Below are 17,793 nucleotides of genomic sequence, written 5' to 3' on the forward strand. Positions count from 1 at the left end.
GAGAGATGCGAAATCCCTCTCTTTTTGCTAAAAAGTTAGATTTAAATTAATGTTTATCGAAGCGATCGTATATATGCAAGCAATAACAAATACGTTCAGAATTATGCCTAAGATACCGGGGCCAGTTCTTCCTTTTTTTATAATTAGTTCGATTATGCCTAATGGAATGGCTGCCATGGAGAATGGCATCGCTTGAAATGTATAGTAGGTGACGTCACTTAAAATGGCCAAATTCAATAGCAGCAGGGAAATGACTGCTGTACCGCAGGATATCCAGCCAAATACATTATGTTCTTTAAATATTTTTACTAATTCCATAATTCCACCTCACCCAATTTCGCTGCATTTATAGGCTCTGACTGGATTAAATGCTCGATTTCTCTAGTTGGGCCTGTAACAACCACTCCGTAGACATTAACTCCGTTTTGTTTAATGTAAGAAAGCCGTTCACTCAAGATTAAGTCTTTGCGGTCAGCTATTGATTCCGCCCATTTATGGTGTTCTGTTATATAAGCAAGAGCACTTTCGAATTGCTGATCCTCTGATTGTGATACCTGATTGGTCATTGTTGTTATAGCGGCAGAATCTTTTCCAGGAAAACCAATGGGCCTTGAATAAGGTCGGTCCTGCGAATTGGCTTCTGTTTCGATTGCTTTCCAGATCACCCGGATGTCATACTTTTTTAGCTTCTCATATATTTCTTTTGTCGAGTATGCTTGGTCAAATGATAGGAAAGCCTCTGATACCGTTCCATCTGGCAGTTGTTTTAAAATGGATTCTGCGTTTCTTACAGCATTTTTTTCTTTTTTCGATGGGTGAATGAAAATCCGGTCATTATCATTAATTTCTTGATAATAAAAGCTTTTATTCGGCTTCTTGATTCGATTTAACAGCAGTGCTATTTCTTCATGGCCTGCTGCTTTCTGCTCATTCCCGACTTGCCTTTGCAAAGGGAAATCTGCCTTCATACCAAACAGCTCTACTCTGCTCTTAATATTTGCAGTATCAATTTGGAGATTTGGCTCGGTAAGTGAAAGGGTAATCGCTGCAGTATGAATAAATTCACTGCCTTTGCTGGAATTGCCTCCAAGACCATAGTACAGATAGCTGCCCAACGTGCATACAGGAAGAATCATTAATGTTGTAATAATGGCAAGTACGGAAATACGTAAATATGATTTGTTTTTTCCATATTGAAGAATTGCTCTTTGTTTCTCTGGACTGATGGAAGCTTCGTTTGGATCATCAAACATTTCTTCGTCCAGAAGCATTTGATAGGTTTCCAGCTTTTCAAGCTCGCCTTCAAATTCAACCATTTCTTCTTCTGTCATTTCGCCATTTTTGTATTTGTCAAATCGTGCTTTTAACTCTTCATTCATCATGAACACCTCTGTTGTATAATGCTTTCAGCCTTTGTCTTGCCCGGAATAATATACTTTTAAAGTTGGCTTCTGTTATGTTCATAACATTTGATGCCTCTTTATAATTTAATTCTTTTAAATAATACAAGTCCAAGGCTTTCCTATAATTCTGAGGCAATTCGGCCATATACATTGTCAAAACTTCCTTTAGTTCAATTTCATGTGCCGGGCTCTTAACGGCGGTTTGAAACAGGCTGGAAATAATGTCATCAGAAAGGGTAACCTCTTTTTTATGTTTTCTTACATAATCGATAAAGGCATTTCTTGCAACCTGAAAAAGCCAAGGCTTTACCTTGCTGTGGTCATAAGAGTGAATATGTATATAAGCTCTTATAAAGGTTTCCTGTAATAAGTCTTCTGCTAAATGTTTATCTTTGGTCATGGAGAGCAGGAAACGGTAAACATCGTTCATATAAAGTTGATAAATCTCATCGATCGTCACTGCCTTGTCTCCCCTCTCTTAATACACGCTTAAGGAAGGCACGAAGTTGCACCTGAATAAAGATTTTTAAGCCGAATTTTATTATAATATCAAATGGCATGAAAGAAAAATGAAGTCCATTTAAATTTTTAATTTTTTTAGTACCAGGTATTAAATATTTGTTATAATATGAATGGGAATTTATCAAACGATGAATCTTATAAAAAGGACGTGCATTATGTATAAATTCTGTGTCTATGCTTTAAAGCTAATCCTAGGATTACGCGGAGGCATTAAAGTATATCAAAAAGAAAATTTACCCACAGATTCAGGCTTTGTCATCTCATGTACACATTCCGGCTGGGTAGATGTCATAGCACTGGGGGTTGGCATTATACCCTATGAAATTCACTATATGGCAAAAAAAGAGCTTTTTGCTAAAAGTCTAATCGGAAATTTTCTTAAGAGTATACATGCGTTCCCGGTGGATCGGGAAAATCCCGGACCGAGCAGCATTAAAACCCCGATTCAGCTTTTAAAAAAGGGAGAGGTAGTAGGCATTTTTCCCAGTGGAACGAGAACATCAGAGGACGTTCCGTTAAAAAGAGGAGCCGTTACGATTGCCCAGCTTGGCAAAAGTCCGCTCGTTCCGGCAGCTTACAGCGGCCCTTCGAATGAAAAAGACTTATTCAAAAAAGGGAAAATGCAACTGATTATTGGAGAACCAATTTATCCGGAAGATTTTGCGGAATATAAGCAAAAAGAAAAGCTATCAATGATGACGGATGTTTTAAATGAGAGAATAAAGGAGCTTGAGAAAAAGCTTCAACAAATGTAGAAAAAGACACCTGTAACGGTGTCTTTTTCTACATTAAGCTTCTTGTTCACGCGCTTTTATATATTCTTCTTTCTTTGTTTCGATTTCATCATCTTCAGAATGCTTTTTTACCTCTACATAAGCGACATGATGTCCGTCAATCTCGGCTATAATGAATTCAAATCCTTGCTCACTAATGGAGTCACCTTTAGTCACATCATATTTTTGGGTTAAGAACCAGCCGCCTATCGTGTCTACTTCTTCATTTTCAAGCTCAATTCCTAATAATTCGTTGACTTGATTAATTAAAACTTTTCCATCAAGGATATAATGTCCGTCTTCAATCTTGCGAATTTCATTGATCTCATCAATATCAAATTCGTCCCGGATTTCACCAACAATTTCTTCGATGATATCTTCCACGGTCACAAGGCCTGCTGTTCCTCCGTATTCATCCGTCAATATTGCCATATGAAGATGTTCTTTTTGCATGCGGAGAAGCAGCTCATGAATTGGCACCGTTTCAATGACATGAATAATCGGATTGATAAAACTCGAGATAGAGTCTTCTTTCGATGCATCGCCGTTGATACATGCCGTTAATACCTCTTTTATATTAATGATGCCAATAATGTTATCCTTATCGCCATCCTCGATCGGATAGCGGGTATATCCTTCTTCCTTAATTAGAGACATCATTTCTTCTATTGATATTTCCTTTGAAAGACTGCTGATTTCCGTTCTCGGAATCATAATTTCTTTGGCAAGCCTGTCATCAAATTCAAATATTTTGTTTACATATTTAAATTCAGATTGGTTGATCTCGCCGCTTTTATAGCTTTCAGACAATATGATGCGAAGTTCCTCTTCTGAGTGTGCGATGTCGTTTTCTGAAACAGGCTTTAATCCGAAAGCCCTCGATAACAAACGAGCTGAACCATTCAATATCCAAATAAAAGGAAAGGCGATTCTGTAAAACCAAATCAATGGTTTTGCAAACACAAGAGTCAGCTGTTCCGCTTTTTGGATGGCAAGCGTTTTAGGCGCCAGTTCACCGACGACAACATGCAAAAATGTCATGCTGCCAAAAGCGATAGCGAACGAAATAATATGCGAAACAGATTCTGGTAAATGCCAATGCTCAAATAACGGCAAAAGCATTCGTTCAATTGTCGGTTCCCCGAGCCATCCTAGACCCATAGCAGTAACCGTAATGCCTAATTGGCATGCAGATAAATACTCGTCAAGATGAGTCGTTACGTGCTTGGCTGCAATTGCCTGTTTGTTACCTTCTGCTATCAGCTGATCGATTCTGGAGCTTCTCAATTTAACAATCGCGAATTCAGAAGATACGAAAAACGCAGTAAAAGCTATAAGTATAGCGACTATTATCAAATTAACTATTTCCAATTAGTGCCTTCATTCTTTAGTCAGAATGAAGGAAACACCTCCTGTTTAATGAAAGATTAAAAATCATTTGCCTTAAACAGCGGTATAAAAATTGAATGGCCGATGTATATAGAAGAAAGCTTCATTTGTCTTTCTTCCGTTGAAATCGAATATGAATAGATCTAAAAAAGCTATTAGTTGAATTGCGATCAATTTCATCTTAATTGAGTTGAGAAGATTTGGCACCTCACCCTCAATTTGAATTCGGACGGGGCCATTCACTGCTGCTTGCGGCAAACAACAAATTGAAGCTGTTTAAAGCAAATTTTTCCCGTAGTAGCAGCTTAGTAAACATGCTGCCAGTTACTAAGAATACAAGATTAGACAATTGCTGTATTTTGCTTTCTTTTGTCAGCCTGCCGAAACGATATTTCTCAGCCCCACCTGAATCCCTCCTTATCCGAACAACGTGATAGTTATGAGAATAGTTTAATATATTGTAATGAGATTATACAAGAGAACAGTTTTAAAAAAAGATCATAAAAAAGTAAATATCCATAATGTCTATATCCGCCAGCCGTACATAAAGTTAAATTAAAAACTTAATATTCTGAAATTTTGTGCTAAAATATAAGGAATAGCTTTAGATATTGATTGGAGCTTTTATGTACATATTTTGTCTTGGAGGTGGTACGATGGGGCCCTCTGGATAACAATATTACCAGAAACGGGACATCTGCTTTTTGGGAGAATGGAATTCCTTTAGGAGGTGGCGATTTATCCATCCGGATAAGACGAAATGGACGATATAGATAATCTGATTTATATTGGCATTCTAATTGCTTTAACAGCTTTCTTTGTCGCATCAGAATTTGCAATTGTTAGAGTAAGAGGTTCCAAGATCGATCAGCTCGTTACAAAAGGCAATAAGCAGGCAGTACTTGCAAAGAAAATAACGAAGGATTCGGATCAATATTTGTCAGTCTGCCAGCTTGGAATTACCATCACAGCATTAGGCCTTGGCTGGCTGGGTGAGCCTACCTTTGAAAGATTGCTTCGTCCTTTATTTGGTTACATGAACCTTCCGGATTCGCTTGTCAGCATTATTACCTTTGGAACAGCTTTTGGCGCGATTACATTTTTACATGTCGTGATTGGTGAGCTGGCACCAAAAACGCTTGCGATTCAAAAATCAGAGAAGCTTACTTTATGGTTTTCTCGTCCGCTTCATTTTTTTTATATCATGATGTACCCTGTCATTTTGGTGTTAAACGGGTCTGCCAGGCTCTTAACAGGAATATTCGGTTTGAAGATGGTTTCTGAGCATGAAGCCCATAGCGAGGAAGAATTAAAATTAATTCTATCCGAGAGCTTAAAAAGCGGGGAAATTAATCCATCTGAATATAAATTCGTAAATAAAATATTTGAGTTCGATAAGCAAATTGCAAAAGATATCATGATACCTAGAACGAAATTGATTGCCGTTAAAAATGATATGTCCATAATTGATGTTTTGAAAACTGTTTCGCATCAGAAGTTCACAAGATATCCTGTTGAAAATGGTGATAAGGATCATATTATCGGAATGCTGAATACGAAGCAGCTTTTTATCGATTTAATGTTTATGAGCGATGATGAAGTCAGCAGGCTTTCTGTAAAAGATTATACACGTCCTGTCATCGAAGCTAACGAACACATACCTCTTCGTGAATTATTAAAAAGGATGCAGCGGGAACGTATTCCAATGGCCATCTTAATTGATGAATACGGAGGAACGGCGGGACTTGTTACGATCGAGGATATACTCGAAGAAATTGTTGGCGATAGCAGTAATGAATTTAATAAGAACGAAGAATTGTTAACTAAGAAACAAACAGATGATTCTTTCATCTTAGATGGCACAATTGAGTCTCAGCCGAATTTTATAGAAGAAGAGCATAATGCAATTGGAGGTTTGATGTTAAATCAGCGAAATTCAAGAAGCCGGGTGAATCTATCCCGTATGAACGAGCAGTAAGCATAAATTGACCCTTAAAGACCATACTCGTCCCGGAACAAAAAATAAGCCCGGGCTTTTTTCCGTGAACTCGCTTCACCAAGCTGAAACTTCGGGTATAGACATTTTCAACTACGCTCCGCTTAGAGGTAAGATTAGGTAAATAGAAAAACCAGCTGCATAAGCAAGCAAACAGCCGAAAACAGATAGGAGAATATAAACGAACGCTTCCTTTACCTTATGATCCATGAAGAGCTGGATTGCTTCCACACTGAAGGTTGAGAATGTAGTGAACGCACCAAAAAAACCGGTTGAAATAATGGTTATAAGAGCGGGATGCGTCATTTGTAAATATGTAAAAATGCCGAGGCCAAAGGATCCGAGTACATTAATAAGTAAAATCGCAATCGGAATTTGTGTATAGTATTTTTTTGAAGAAATGAGCTGACCCAGCCAAAATCTTAAAGCTGAACCCAAGCCGCCAGCTGCCATCACAGCCAAAATCATCATGGAGTAATCCGCTCCTTTCGCTTGCTTGCAAAGTTTCTTCCAATCAAAATGCCAAGCAATGCCGCAAGCAGCCCAAAAGTGACAGTGGCGGCCATATATCCGGCGGCAAGCATTGGAGAACCTGAATACATTAAATGGAGAGTCTCCTTCGCAAAGGCTGACATCGTCGTAAATCCTCCGCAAAATCCTGCTCCCAAAAACGCATAAAGGGCTGTTTTTTTAGAGTGAAAAAGATAAAAACCTGTTACTATACCTAAAATAAGGCTGCCTGCTGTATTCTCCAGCCAGCTCCAATAAGGAATCGGAAATGGAATTGCTTGTTCATTGAGTAAAAATCGGAATAATGTGCCTAGCGCACCTCCGAAAAAAACCGCAGCAAATTGTTTCATCTTCGCCCATCTCTTCCTATAAAATAATCGGGGTAATCCGTAATCACTCCATCAATGGGAAGTTTACTGATTCGCTCGATTGCTTTTTTGCTTCGTAACGTCCAGACGAATGATTTCAGTCCGGCCTGATGAATCGCTCTAATCAAATTCGGATTTACAAGGGTGTATTTTGGGTTTACATAGCCGACAAATGACTTGTAGCTTCGAAGTCTTTTTTTCGAAATCATTCCAAACCTAGGTCTCACTAATAAAGCTGTAGGTATCGAAGGGAACATGCTGTTGAACAAGTGAATGACAGATCGATGAAAAGATTGCACTACTGTATGTGAGTTGAACGGAAACAATTCTATAGCCTTTCCGATAGACACAAGCAAATCATGCGGAAGAGCTGAGTCCTTGATTTCTATGAGCATCCCGATCTTACCCGAATATCGTGTGAGCACAGCTTCAAGCTGATGAATTGTTTCTCCGGAAAAGGCGCTTCCGAACCAGCTCCCGGCATCGAGCTGCGAAAGCTCACTCATTGTAAAATCTTTCACAAATCCAGAACCGTTAGTTATTCGATCTACTGTATCATCATGGATAACAGCAAGCTGAAAATCCTTTGTCATTCGAATATCAAATTCGATAAAATCAGCACCCATTTCTACAGCAAGATCAAACGCAGCAAATGTATTCTCAGGAGCGTACCCCGATGCCCCCCGATGGGCAATAATCTTCATTCTTAATTTTCTCCCTTGCTATAGGATCTTTTTAATCATAACAGATTAGCCGGGGAGGATGCGATTTTGATTTTTTCTTGAAAGAATAGTCCGTGCTTAATACACGTAATATGAATTACATCAAAAATGCAGTCGCTGTAAGGACAGAAAAATAGTCCTTTTGCATCATTTACAAAATATTCTGATATTTTATAATGTCAGAAAAGGAGGCGAGATAATGGGAAAAGGGAGAATTAAAGTGGAGGAAAGGATTAAGGCTGAAACTGACGCTGAAATGTTTAAAGCGACTCTCCTAGAACAAACACAGACCAAGAAAAAGGATTAGTGTTTCCCGTATGATGTCTCACCCGTAAAACGTGAACGAAAACTCTGGAGCCCCCCGGAGTTTTCTTTTTTTGTCGGTGATCCCCAAGGTAGTTAATATGGATCATCCCCGCTTATTTCAATGATTTTTTCCGAATTGCTTCCAGAATACCTTAAAATGCCATAGAAGAAGTCCAGGCGGGACAACAAACAATCAATAAACCCTCAGTCGCTGCAACGCTTCATCAAATATCCTCTGAGCCCTTATGTCAAAGAAACCTCCGTATAAGTTTCAATAGACTATTAAAAGAAGCATTCAATCGTAAAATTTAGTATAATGAAAACCTGAAACAATATAAAGGAGAGTTTCAAATGTTTGATAACATTTTGACGTGGGATAATACAGTGCAGGTAGGCATCAGTCTACTAATCTTGCTGGTATTTTTACTATTACGTAAATTGTTTACGAAATATTTGTTTAGTTTTATCGTAAAGCTGACAGGCAAATCGAAAAGAACCATATTTGTTAATCATGTTGTCCTTGCTTTTGAGAAGCCGGTCCGGTGGTTTTTTGTCATCCTAGGTATTTATTTGGCAGTGCAATATGCCCCATTTATTGACGGGCAAACGACTTTAATTTCTCGATTGTTCCGCTCCTCGATCATTGTATTGCTGACTTGGGGCTTATTTAATTTCGTATCGACATCTTCTTTTATTTTTTCAAAATTTAATAGGCGATCTGATTCTGAAATGGAAGATATATTGACACCCTTTTTATCAAGAATCACTCGTTTTATTCTTGTGGCATTAAGCTTAAGTATCATTGCACAGGAGTTTGATTATGATGTAAATGGGTTTGTAGCCGGGCTTGGTATTGGTGGTCTTGCTTTTGCGCTCGCCGCTCAGGATTCGATTGCCAACTTTTTTGGCGGCGTCATTATTATTACGGAAAAGCCGTTCAATATTGGCGATTATATTTCCACTCCGAGTGTTGAAGGGTCAGTGGAAGACATTTCGTTCCGAAGTACAAGGATTCGTACCGGTGCAATGTCACTCGTAACCGTTCCTAATAAAACGTTAGCGAATGAACCGATTACAAACATTTCGAAAATGGGCAAACGGCAGATTACATTTTCGTTACTTATCGACTTTGAAACTCCTAAAGAAAATATGACAAGTGCAATTAAGAGGATAAAGGAAATGCTTGATGCTCATGATGGCATACACGATGAACTGATTATGGTTCATTTTAATCAATTTCAGGACGGAAATTTAAATTTGTTTTTCAACTTTTATACGAAGACAACTGCCTGGGTGGAGCATTTGAATATCAGGCAGGATGTGAATTATAAAATCATTGAGATTTTGGCGGAAGAACAGGTGGAGCTTGCTTATCCGAGCCAGACATTATTTATTAAGCAAGAAGAAGGCGAGCCCTTTGAGATTCAAGGCCGGCAAAAAGAATACAGCTAGATCGAAAAATAGGAGGGAATACGGATGAAAGATCTGAGAAGTGTCTTTCAGTCTTTCGTTCATCAGGCAGATCATATTACTGTCTTAACAGGCGCAGGCATGAGCACCGAATCCGGGATTCCTGATTTTAGGTCTGCAGGCGGCATCTGGGCTGAAGATATGTCGAGAATGGAAGCGATGAGCAGGAGCTATTTTGAACAATATCCGAAACGATTTTGGCCTAAATTTAAAGGTCTTTTTCAGATGAAAGCAAGCGGAAATCATGAGCCGAACAAGGGGCATCTGTACTTGGCAGAGCTTGAGAAACAGGGGAAAAGCATTGAGATTTTTACCCAAAACATCGATGGCCTGCACAAAAAGGCAGGTAGCCGGTATGTGTACGAACTGCATGGATCAATCCAAACCGGTACTTGCCCAAAGTGCCAAACCAAATATGATCTTTCCCATCTGCTTAAAGAGGATGTCCCGAGATGTACAAGGATAAATGAGAAGGGGACAGAGTGCGGATTTATTGTAAAGACAGACGTTGTTCTCTTTGGAGACATGGTTCATCATTTGGATACGCTTTTCCAAACGATCGAAAAAACCGATCTTCTCCTTGTGATAGGTACTTCTCTTGAGGTCGCTCCCGTAAACCTTGTTCCCCAGGAAGCGCATTACATTCAGGGATTGAATAAGGCATTGGTTAATCTGGAACCTACCGCTTACGATGATCTGTTTGATCTTGTCATTCACGAAAAAATCGGGGAGCTCGTTAGCGACATGAAAAGGAAAGAAGGCACCTGATTTGATGAGTCAGGTGCCTTCTTCATTTAACGAAAAGAAAAAACATCCACTTTCTTTTCATCAAGGGTATCAAAAGAGTAGCCTTTTTCCTTTAATCGATTGATTAGCGATTGAAGGGAGTTGACTGTTTCAGGGCGGTCGTGCAGTAAAATAATATTAGGAAGGTTGAGATGCTCGGCTTCCTTCGTTTCCAGCTGCATTATCACTTCATTTACATAACGTGAGTCTCTGAATTTCCAATCGTAGCTATCAATACACCAATCCCAAATGGAAAATCCTGCTTCTTCAAGGTTATCTCTTTGTGTTTCGGTTAACGAGGGCTTGCTGCCAAATGGCGTTCGAACGAAAGTGGTGTTTACACCAGTTATTGATTTTAAGGTATTTTGCGCTTGCTTCATCTCAAGAAGCGGTGAATCGCTTGTTTTATAAAATTTTTTCTGGCTGTGGGTAACGCCGTGCAAGCCTAACGCATTGCCGTTTTCCTTCAAGGCTAGGAGCGATTTTTTATACTCTTTCATGTTAGGCTCCAGCATGAAAAAAGTGGCATTGACATCGTTTGCGTTAAGTACATCATTCAGCTTCTGAGTATATGGAGAAGGTCCGTCGTCAAAGGTTAAATATACCGTTTTTTTGTTTAGTTCATTATGTTTCTTTCGGATGGCATCTTCTTTTTGTTGTATTTCTTCTTTCGTTTGCATATGTAAAGCGAGCTGCTTATGCTGAATTTTTTTGAGTAAATCATTTTTTTGAGTCTCGCGGATGGAACCATTATCCGTTGGAATGACAGCCTTTTCTTGCTGCCCGTTTTTTGCGGAACTGCTGCTCCACGTTCCAAGTAATACAAGACATAGTCCCAAAAGAAAAGCCGTTTTTACTAATAAATAACCAGCAGATGGTTGCAGTTTTTTTCGCTTTTGAAGCATCCCAATCTCTCCATTTGCCGTAATGATTTTTTTCATACCCGTATCAATTAGGTATCACAGTTTAAAAGTATACAGGAAAAATAGGAAAAAAGAAGGGAAATTTATCAATTAAATTTCCGATTTTTTTGTAACTTTTTGAACACTTTTTCGACAGAGAAAAATAACCTGCCAGTTTGGCAGGTTATTTAGATTACAATTCGTCAAAGCCGTTATCTGCATGATTTACTTTTGTATATTGTCTTGATTTTTGCTCGAAGAAATCAGATTTTCCAAGATCCACTTCTTCATAAGCCTTGATCCATTTAAGCGGGTTCTGGCGGTAGCCCTCAAACGGACGATCAAATCCCAGCTGATTGCACCGCACATTTGCATAAAATTTAATATACGCTTCAAGATCGGAGAGATTAAGCCCGTCCACTTTGTTCCCTATAATAAAACGTGCCCACTCGATTTCAAGCTCAGCTGCTTGCTTAAAAGTCGCCTGGACAAATTCTTCAAGCTCTTTTGTCCGCAGATCGGGATACTCGGATAAAACCTCTTTGAAAATTTTCACGAATAGGTCAACATGAATTTGTTCATCTCGATTAATGTAATTAATCATCGTACTTGAGGATACCATTTTTTGATTTCTCGCCAAGTTGTAAAAAAAGGCAAATCCGGAGTAAAAGAACAACCCCTCTAAAATCACATCGTAAACGATCGATTTCAATAAATTTTCTACACTTGGAGATTCGGCAAAATCCTTATAGCCTTCGGTGACAAAGTCATTTCGTTTTCGAAGAATCGGTTCGCTTCTCCAATATTCAAACACTTCTTCTTGAACATGCTTTGGTACAATGCTTGATAGCACATAAGAATAAGAGTGATTGTGGATAACCTCCTGCTGGGCAAGGATAATCATCAGAGCATTCACGCTTGAGTCAGTAAGATAATCGGCGACCTTCCCGGCATAATCCGTTTGAATGCTGTCGAGAAGAGCGAGGAGTCCGATGATTTTTAAAAAGGCATCCTTCTCCTCTTCTGCTAGGGCAGGGAATTGTTTAATATCCTGAGACATATTGATTTCAAATGGCGTCCAAAAATTAGCCAGCATCTTTTTATATTTTGGATAAGCCCAGCTGTATCTGACATCGTCCCAATTTAGAACATTTGAACTGCTGCCGTTCACAATCGAGGTTGATCGGTTTGGGGCATCTGCGTCCATGAGTACCCGTGCTTTTAATTCGTAGCCAGACATTTACTTCTCTCCTTTTTTAAACTCTAGCTTGCACATGAGTCACAATCCACAATTTCACTTGAGGTGGACCGGACATAATAGGTTGTTTTCATCTTTGAATTCCAGGCGGAAAGATGGATATCCAACAAGTCCTTTGCCTTAACTGTATTCAAAACGTAAATATTAAAAGAGACAGCTTGGTCAATATGGCGTTGTCTCGCGGCATTTTGCGCAATGCTTGCATGCTGGTCAACAAAATAAGCCGATTTATAATACCAGGTCGTTTCTGCATTTAAGTCTGGAACGGTAACCGGAATTTTGTAATCTTTTTTCTCTTCGGAATACACCTTTTGAAACACTGGGTCGATGCTTGCGGTGCTTCCGGCAATAATGGATGTGCTGGCATTAGGAGCAACAGCCATTAAGTAGCCGTTTCTCATTCCGTGTTCGCGTACCTCCTCCTGTAAGGAATTCCAGTCTAGACGGCCGTTTTCCCCGGTATATCCCCGTTTGGAAAAATAACGGCCGTTTTCCCAATCGGAGCCATTAAACAGCTGATAGCTTCCTTTTTCCTTGGCAAGCTCATTGCTCGCTTGAATTGTATAATAAGCTATTGATTCATATAACTCATCGGCAAATTGAACGGCTTCCTCCGTTTCCCACCCAATTTGCTTGAGAGCGAGCAGATGATGCCAGCCGAAGGTGCCAAGCCCGATTGCCCGGTATTTTTGGTTTGTCAGTTTTGCCTGCAGGACAGGAATATCATTCAAATCAATGACATTGTCCAGCATCCGTACCTGGATTGGAATCAGGCGGGACAGCACATCTTCAGATACGGCACGGGCCAAGTTAATAGAAGAAAGGTTACAGACGACGAAATCTCCGGGTGTTTTTACTGTTATGATTTTTCCATCCTCTGTATACTGTTCGTCCACTGTCGTTGGGCTTTGGTTTTGGGTAATTTCTGTGCAAAGATTGCTGCAATAAATCATGCCGTTATGGGAATTTGGATTTTGCCTGTTTACTTCATCCCGGTAAAACATAAACGGCGTTCCGGCTTCTAGCTGGCTGATCATGATCCGCTTCATAATATCAATAGCTGAGACTTTTTCTTTTCTCAATGCAGGATGGTCGACGCACTCTTGGTACTTTTCTCTGAAACTTCCTTTTCCTTTTTCTTCATCAAAATAGTCTTCAAGGCTGTAGCCCATAATCGTCCGTACCTCGTGAGGGTCAAACAAATACCAGTCTCCCCGTGCTTCTACTTGTTCCATAAAGATATCGGGAATACAGACGCCGGTAAATAAATCGTGCGTCCGCAGCCGTTCGTCGCCGTTGTTTAATTTCGCATCAAGAAAGGAATAAATATCTCTGTGCCAAACATCGAGGTAAACTGCAATCGCACCTTTGCGCTGGCCCAGCTGATCGACGCTGACTGCTGTATTATTCAACTGCTTCATCCAAGGAATGACCCCGGAAGAAACCCCTTTAAAGCCTTTAATATCACTGCCGCGGCTTCTGATTTTTCCGAGATAAGCTCCGATTCCGCCTCCTGACTTTGAGAGGTTGGCAATATCAGTATTGCTGTCATAAATTCCTTGCAGGCTGTCATCAATCGTATCAATAAAACAGCTGGAAAGCTGTCCGTACGATTTTCCGCTATTCGCCAAGGTTGGCGTGGCGACTGTCATATACAAATTGCTTAATGCCCAGTAGGCTTCCTTAATAAGAGAAAAACGGCGTTCTTTCTTTTCATGAATCATCAGGGTCATCGCAATTATTAAAAAGCGTTCCTGCGGAAGCTCGAATGTCTTTTTCTCGTAATCTCTTGCCAAATAGCGATCTGAGAGAGTTCTAAGTCCAATATAAGTAAACAGTTTATCTTTTTCTGGATTTAATAATCCTTCTAATTTATGAATTTCTTCTTTAGAATAGGAGTCAAGGAGCTGTCTGCTGTAAATTCCTTCTTCATATAAATGCGTCAGCAGCCCGTAAAACGACTTGTAGGGTTTATTTGTGGAACGGTTTCGGGAGCTCTCCCTATAAAGCTGGTCTAAATAGATACGTGCACAGAAAAAAGTCCAATCAGGTTCGAGATCGCTAATGTTTGCCAATCCTTCGAGAATGAGAAGATTAGTCAGCTGTTTTGTTGAAAAATGATCTCTTGCTTCGATTGTAGTTTGCAGTCGAGTGAGGTATTGGTCAGTGTCAAGATGGGGGAAATCCTTTGCTGATTGTTCTACATAATGCTGCAGTTTTTCAAATGAAAATGTTTCTTTTCTTCCGTTTTCGTCAGTAATTTCTGTCGTGATCATATTTGTAGTCATCGAATAGCCTCCCTTTTAAATTACCCAATGGAACCGGAGAATTTCAATATATTGTGTTCTATTTTCGTTGTTATATCTATATGTAGTGTTTATCTACTTTTATAATAAAGGAGCGTCCTGCAATTTTCAAGAAATAAAAATATGTTTTTTTGAAATGGCTATTAATCTTTTTCCACAAAGATAGATTAGCAAACTAGCAATTGCCGGCATTGATTCTATCATAATTATCGGATAAGATTGCATCATGCTGAAGTACAAAGAGGAGAGAGGTTGGTAAAATATGAAGGTACTTTGGAATGGCAGTATTATGGATCGTTCAGAAAGCAAGGTTGATATTGAGGACAGGGGATACCAGTTTGGAGACGGAGTATATGAAGTCATTCGCATCTACAATGGAGAGATGTTTGCGCAAAAAGAGCATATAGATCGTCTGTTTAATAGCGCAAATGAGATTGGTATTGAGCTTGCATTTGAAAAAAAAGATCTGGAACAGCAGTTTAACGAGCTTATTCAGGAAAATCAAGTAAGCGAGGGCGGAATTTATTTTCAAATTTCCCGAGGTGTTGCCCCTAGGAAGCATCAATATAAAAAAGATATTCAGCCGCAAACAGTCGGGTATACTTTTTCATTGAAAAAGCCCGAAGAGGAGCAAACGAATGGTGTTGCGGCAATTACAGCACAAGATATGCGCTGGCTTAGATGCGATATTAAGAGCCTCAACCTGCTTTATAACGTTATGACAAAGCAGAAAGCAAGCGAGCAAGGTGCTTTTGAGGCTGTATTGATCAGAGACGGCTATGTGACTGAAGGAACATCTTCCAATATTTTTGCTGTAAAGGATGGAGAGGTTTATACTCATCCAGTCAATCATCTCATATTAAATGGCATTACCCGCAGAGAGCTTTTGAACATATTTGAAAACGAACATATTCCATTTGAAGAAAAAGCAATCACCGAGGAAGAGCTGGGATCTGTTGATGAGCTGTTCATGGCTTCAACGACGGCAGAGGTTATTCCGATCATAACCCTTGACGGAAAAGACGTTGGAAGCGGAAAACCCGGAAATGTAACGAGAAAAGTGCAGGAAGCGTTTCAAAAAAGAATCGTGCCTGCTAATATAGTAAAGCAATAAAGTGAACCTTCAATCTGTGGGGGGCGAGGCATAGGATATGATAGTGAACGCGCCCGCACAGAACGCCTGAGCAATTAGTTTTCTACATTCACCCCTACCGATTTTCAGGTGAAGCTACCCCTAGCTTTTACGGGCAGCCCGTCCCCATCTAACTTCTCTAGGAGACCTAAAGTCTTCGAGGTAGGGGTCTTACTGCCCGTAAATGCGGGATAAAGAAAAGCTGCCGATTTTAGGGCAGCTTATTTATATCCAGCCTTTTTCCTCTGCGATTTTGATTGCTTCCATACGGTTTTTTGCGTGCAACTTGCCAAATATTTCAGAGAGATAGTTTCGAACAGTACCGGGAGATAAAAACAGTGATTTGCTTATTTTCCTGATGCTTTTTCCCTCGGCAACCAGCTTAATAATTTCTCGCTCGCGCGGCTTTAATGGGTTTGTCTCTTGAATGGTTTCAAATATGAGAGCAGGAGCAATCTCACATTTCCCCTTCATCACATTGCAAATGGCTTCTGCAAGGTCCGTCCTTTAATAAATATCCGTGAACTCCCGCCTTAACCGCCCGTTCGAAATAGCCGGGCCTTGCAAAGGTAGTTAGAATAACAACCCGGCAAGCAGACTTGAGTGTATGTAATTTCTAAGCTACCTCAAGGCCGCTTTTTATCGGCATTTCAATATCGATTAAACAAATATCAGGCAGCAGCTGATCGATAAGCGAGAGGGCTTCTTCACCGTTTGCTGCCTGCCCGACGACTTCTATGTCATCTTCAAGATCAAGAAGCGAGCCAAGTGCGCCGCGAAGCATTCGTTGATCTTCAGCAATAATAATTCTTATCATAAATCAGCCGCATCCTGTCTTTGCTTCACAATAAAAGGTACTTCGATCATCAAGCTGGTTCCCTTGTCTGAAGTTAACGTAAGACTCCCGTCGACAAGGGAAAGCCGCTCATCAATCCCTTTCAATCCATTTCCAAAAGCACGATCTTTCATGAAATCGACCCCAATTCCATTATCTGAAACCTCCAGTTTAATCCCGGCTTTTCCCTTCTTGATCCGAACGAGACACTGTGTTGCCCGGCTGTGCTTGACTACATTTGTCGTTGCTTCACGCAGGCACAGGCACATTGTGTTTTGGGTCAAGTGTGATATGTCAGAAAACTTCTTATCGCCTTCATAACGAAAAGAGATGCCGGTTGATTGTAAAAACGCTTTCATATGGACAAGCTCTTCTTCCAGCGTTAGCGTTCGCATACCGGAAACCAGCTCTCTAACCTGCTGCAATGCTGTGCGGGAAGTAATTTCAATTTCCTTTGCTTCTTTTTCGGCTTTTTCAGGATTTTTGGCAATCAACTTTCCGACCAATTGGCTTTTTATAGTAATGAGTGATAGCGTATGGCCCAGCGTATCATGCAAATCTCGTGAAATCCGCATTCGTTCCTCCTGCTTGACCAGCTCTTCGATTCGCTCGTTTGCTTGGGCAAGCTGCTGTTCTATTTTATTCCGTTTATCGATTGATCTGAATCCAAAAGGGATGGCAAACATAATAATTAGAAAAGGGATTAAGGTTAGAAAATCAATTGTCTCAAGCTGGTGTGAGATACTTGCGATCGCCAACGCATTGGAGACAATAAACCCAGCCCATGCAATAAAAAAATGCTTGTTCTCAGAATACCAGCCGATAAAATGGGCCGTGAAAAAACCGATGAACAAATTATATGGATGATAAAAGATAATCAGGCTAAAAACAATCAGTAATTGCAGAACTAACCAAAACGAAAAGCCTTTTTCCACAGTGACATATAATTGGCGGTAGGTGACTACAAAAAGGAAAAGCAAGATATAACCAACGACCTTTTTGGCACCTTCCGCATACGACATATAAACTATCGGCATCAATAAATAAATGAGAAAAACATAGGGCATAATTCCATATTTTTTTGGGAATAATCGAAATTTTTTAATCGCTGCCAT

At 39.9% G+C, this 17,793-nt stretch carries 17 protein-coding genes and 1 pseudogene; 6 read left to right on the forward strand and 12 right to left on the reverse strand.

All coding sequences use genetic code 11. The annotated features are described in order from the left end of the window. Nucleotides 1–27 precede the first annotated feature (27 nt). Genes AM592_RS02475 through AM592_RS02485 form a run of 3 tightly spaced genes read right to left on the reverse strand, consistent with a single transcriptional unit; the run spans nt 28 to nt 1,863 of the window. A complete protein-coding gene (locus AM592_RS02475) occupies nt 28–318 on the reverse strand; it encodes a hypothetical protein (RefSeq protein ID WP_053602308.1) in 291 nt (96 codons plus the stop codon). Continuing rightward, nucleotides 309–1,379, reverse strand: coding sequence for an anti-sigma factor (locus AM592_RS02480; protein WP_053602309.1), 1,071 nt, complete (start codon nt 1,377–1,379; stop codon nt 309–311). Before AM592_RS02480 ends, AM592_RS02475 begins: the two co-directional genes overlap by 10 nt. Further along, complete coding sequence (locus AM592_RS02485; protein WP_053602310.1) at nt 1,372–1,863, reverse strand: sigma-70 family RNA polymerase sigma factor; 492 nt, start codon at nt 1,861–1,863, stop codon at nt 1,372–1,374. The genes AM592_RS02480 and AM592_RS02485 overlap by 8 nt, the downstream gene beginning before the upstream one ends. 217 nt (nt 1,864–2,080) lie before the next feature. On the opposite strand from AM592_RS02485, the gene AM592_RS02490 reads away from it, so the two are divergent. Next, a complete protein-coding gene (locus AM592_RS02490; RefSeq protein ID WP_053602311.1) occupies nt 2,081–2,680 on the forward strand; it encodes a lysophospholipid acyltransferase family protein in 600 nt (199 codons plus the stop codon). 33 nt (nt 2,681–2,713) lie between these two features. Here the strand turns inward: AM592_RS02490 and AM592_RS02495 are convergent, their stop codons facing one another. After that, nucleotides 2,714–4,069 carry a hemolysin family protein gene (locus AM592_RS02495; RefSeq protein WP_053602312.1) on the reverse strand — a complete coding sequence of 452 codons (1,356 nt, stop codon included), beginning with the start codon at nt 4,067–4,069 and terminating at the stop codon, nt 2,714–2,716. Nucleotides 4,070–4,847: 778 nt separating this feature from the next. Here AM592_RS02495 and AM592_RS02500 point away from each other — a divergent pair. Further along, nucleotides 4,848–6,065, forward strand: coding sequence for a hemolysin family protein (locus AM592_RS02500; RefSeq protein WP_053602313.1), 1,218 nt, complete (start codon nt 4,848–4,850; stop codon nt 6,063–6,065). Between the two features lie 111 nt (nt 6,066–6,176). On the opposite strand, the gene crcB is transcribed toward AM592_RS02500, so the two are convergent. Genes crcB through AM592_RS02515 form a run of 3 tightly spaced genes read right to left on the reverse strand, consistent with a single transcriptional unit; the run spans nt 6,177 to nt 7,665 of the window. Beyond that, on the reverse strand, nt 6,177–6,554 hold the full coding sequence (crcB, locus tag AM592_RS02505; RefSeq protein WP_053602314.1) for a fluoride efflux transporter CrcB: 378 nt from the start codon (nt 6,552–6,554) through the stop codon (nt 6,177–6,179). After that, on the reverse strand, nt 6,551–6,943 hold the full coding sequence (locus AM592_RS02510) for a fluoride efflux transporter FluC (RefSeq protein ID WP_053602315.1): 393 nt from the start codon (nt 6,941–6,943) through the stop codon (nt 6,551–6,553). The genes crcB and AM592_RS02510 overlap by 4 nt, the downstream gene beginning before the upstream one ends. Next, a complete protein-coding gene (locus AM592_RS02515) occupies nt 6,940–7,665 on the reverse strand; it encodes a glycerophosphodiester phosphodiesterase (protein ID WP_053602316.1) in 726 nt (241 codons plus the stop codon). The genes AM592_RS02510 and AM592_RS02515 overlap by 4 nt, the downstream gene beginning before the upstream one ends. Nucleotides 7,666–7,882: 217 nt before the next feature. Here AM592_RS02515 and AM592_RS23700 point away from each other — a divergent pair, with 217 nt between their 5' ends. The 3 genes from AM592_RS23700 to AM592_RS02525 all read left to right on the forward strand — a co-directional run bounded on the left by AM592_RS23700 (nt 7,883) and on the right by AM592_RS02525 (nt 10,227). Next, nucleotides 7,883–7,990: a YhdX family protein gene (locus AM592_RS23700; RefSeq protein WP_098945179.1), complete on the forward strand. Its 108-nt coding sequence runs from the start codon at nt 7,883–7,885 to the stop codon at nt 7,988–7,990. A 350-nt stretch (nt 7,991–8,340) separates the two neighbouring features. Continuing rightward, a complete protein-coding gene (locus AM592_RS02520) occupies nt 8,341–9,441 on the forward strand; it encodes a mechanosensitive ion channel family protein (RefSeq protein WP_053602317.1) in 1,101 nt (366 codons plus the stop codon). 24 nt (nt 9,442–9,465) lie between these two features. Further along, entirely contained in the window at nt 9,466–10,227 is a 762-nt protein-coding gene (locus AM592_RS02525; RefSeq protein WP_053602318.1) for an NAD-dependent protein deacylase, read from the forward strand. A 26-nt stretch (nt 10,228–10,253) separates the two neighbouring features. On the opposite strand, the gene AM592_RS02530 is transcribed toward AM592_RS02525, so the two are convergent. The 3 genes from AM592_RS02530 to AM592_RS02540 form a co-directional block, all read right to left on the reverse strand. Next, the gene (locus tag AM592_RS02530; protein WP_053602319.1) at nt 10,254–11,150 is read right to left on the reverse strand and encodes a polysaccharide deacetylase family protein; all 897 of its coding nucleotides are present in this window, start codon (nt 11,148–11,150) and stop codon (nt 10,254–10,256) included. A gap of 190 nt (nt 11,151–11,340) precedes the next feature. Continuing rightward, a complete protein-coding gene (locus tag AM592_RS02535) occupies nt 11,341–12,387 on the reverse strand; it encodes a ribonucleotide-diphosphate reductase subunit beta (protein WP_053602320.1) in 1,047 nt (348 codons plus the stop codon). 23 nt (nt 12,388–12,410) lie between these two features. Further along, nucleotides 12,411–14,693, reverse strand: coding sequence for a ribonucleoside-diphosphate reductase subunit alpha (locus AM592_RS02540; RefSeq protein ID WP_053602321.1), 2,283 nt, complete (start codon nt 14,691–14,693; stop codon nt 12,411–12,413). A gap of 280 nt (nt 14,694–14,973) precedes the next feature. On the opposite strand from AM592_RS02540, the gene dat reads away from it, so the two are divergent. Next, the gene (gene dat, locus AM592_RS02545; RefSeq protein ID WP_053602322.1) at nt 14,974–15,825 is read left to right on the forward strand and encodes a D-amino-acid transaminase; all 852 of its coding nucleotides are present in this window, start codon (nt 14,974–14,976) and stop codon (nt 15,823–15,825) included. 243 nt (nt 15,826–16,068) lie between these two features. Here dat and AM592_RS02550 read toward each other — a convergent pair. Both AM592_RS02550 and AM592_RS02555 read right to left on the reverse strand, forming a co-directional pair. Then, nucleotides 16,069–16,660 (reverse strand): annotated as a pseudogene (locus tag AM592_RS02550) (response regulator). Next, on the reverse strand, nt 16,657–17,793 hold the full coding sequence (locus AM592_RS02555; RefSeq protein WP_053602323.1) for a sensor histidine kinase: 1,137 nt from the start codon (nt 17,791–17,793) through the stop codon (nt 16,657–16,659). The pseudogene AM592_RS02550 and the gene AM592_RS02555 overlap by 4 nt, the downstream one beginning before the upstream one ends.

The sequence above is a fragment of the Bacillus gobiensis genome, from assembly GCF_001278705.1.
GTDB classification, from domain to species: domain Bacteria; phylum Bacillota; class Bacilli; order Bacillales; family Bacillaceae; genus Bacillus; species Bacillus gobiensis.

Bases quoted from the DNA above. Each gene is read 5' to 3' on its own strand.
- AM592_RS02490 (WP_053602311.1), top strand. From the start codon at position 2,081: ATGTATAAATTCTGTGTCTATGCTTTAAAGCTAATCCTAGGATTACGC.
- AM592_RS02525 (WP_053602318.1), top strand. From the start codon at position 9,466: ATGAAAGATCTGAGAAGTGTCTTTCAGTCTTTCGTTCATCAGGCAGAT.
- dat (WP_053602322.1), top strand. From the start codon at position 14,974: ATGAAGGTACTTTGGAATGGCAGTATTATGGATCGTTCAGAAAGCAAG.
- AM592_RS02500 (WP_053602313.1), top strand. From the start codon at position 4,848: ATGGACGATATAGATAATCTGATTTATATTGGCATTCTAATTGCTTTA.
- AM592_RS02540 (WP_053602321.1), bottom strand. From the start codon at position 14,693: ATGACTACAAATATGATCACGACAGAAATTACTGACGAAAACGGAAGA.
- AM592_RS02530 (WP_053602319.1), bottom strand. From the start codon at position 11,150: ATGCTTCAAAAGCGAAAAAAACTGCAACCATCTGCTGGTTATTTATTA.
- AM592_RS23700 (WP_098945179.1), top strand. From the start codon at position 7,883: ATGGGAAAAGGGAGAATTAAAGTGGAGGAAAGGATTAAGGCTGAAACT.
- AM592_RS02510 (WP_053602315.1), bottom strand. From the start codon at position 6,943: ATGAAACAATTTGCTGCGGTTTTTTTCGGAGGTGCGCTAGGCACATTA.
- AM592_RS02535 (WP_053602320.1), bottom strand. From the start codon at position 12,387: ATGTCTGGCTACGAATTAAAAGCACGGGTACTCATGGACGCAGATGCC.
- AM592_RS02515 (WP_053602316.1), bottom strand. From the start codon at position 7,665: ATGAAGATTATTGCCCATCGGGGGGCATCGGGGTACGCTCCTGAGAAT.
- AM592_RS02520 (WP_053602317.1), top strand. From the start codon at position 8,341: ATGTTTGATAACATTTTGACGTGGGATAATACAGTGCAGGTAGGCATC.
- AM592_RS02555 (WP_053602323.1), bottom strand. From the start codon at position 17,793: ATGGCAGCGATTAAAAAATTTCGATTATTCCCAAAAAAATATGGAATT.
- crcB (WP_053602314.1), bottom strand. From the start codon at position 6,554: ATGATGATTTTGGCTGTGATGGCAGCTGGCGGCTTGGGTTCAGCTTTA.
- AM592_RS02480 (WP_053602309.1), bottom strand. From the start codon at position 1,379: ATGAATGAAGAGTTAAAAGCACGATTTGACAAATACAAAAATGGCGAA.
- AM592_RS02475 (WP_053602308.1), bottom strand. From the start codon at position 318: ATGGAATTAGTAAAAATATTTAAAGAACATAATGTATTTGGCTGGATA.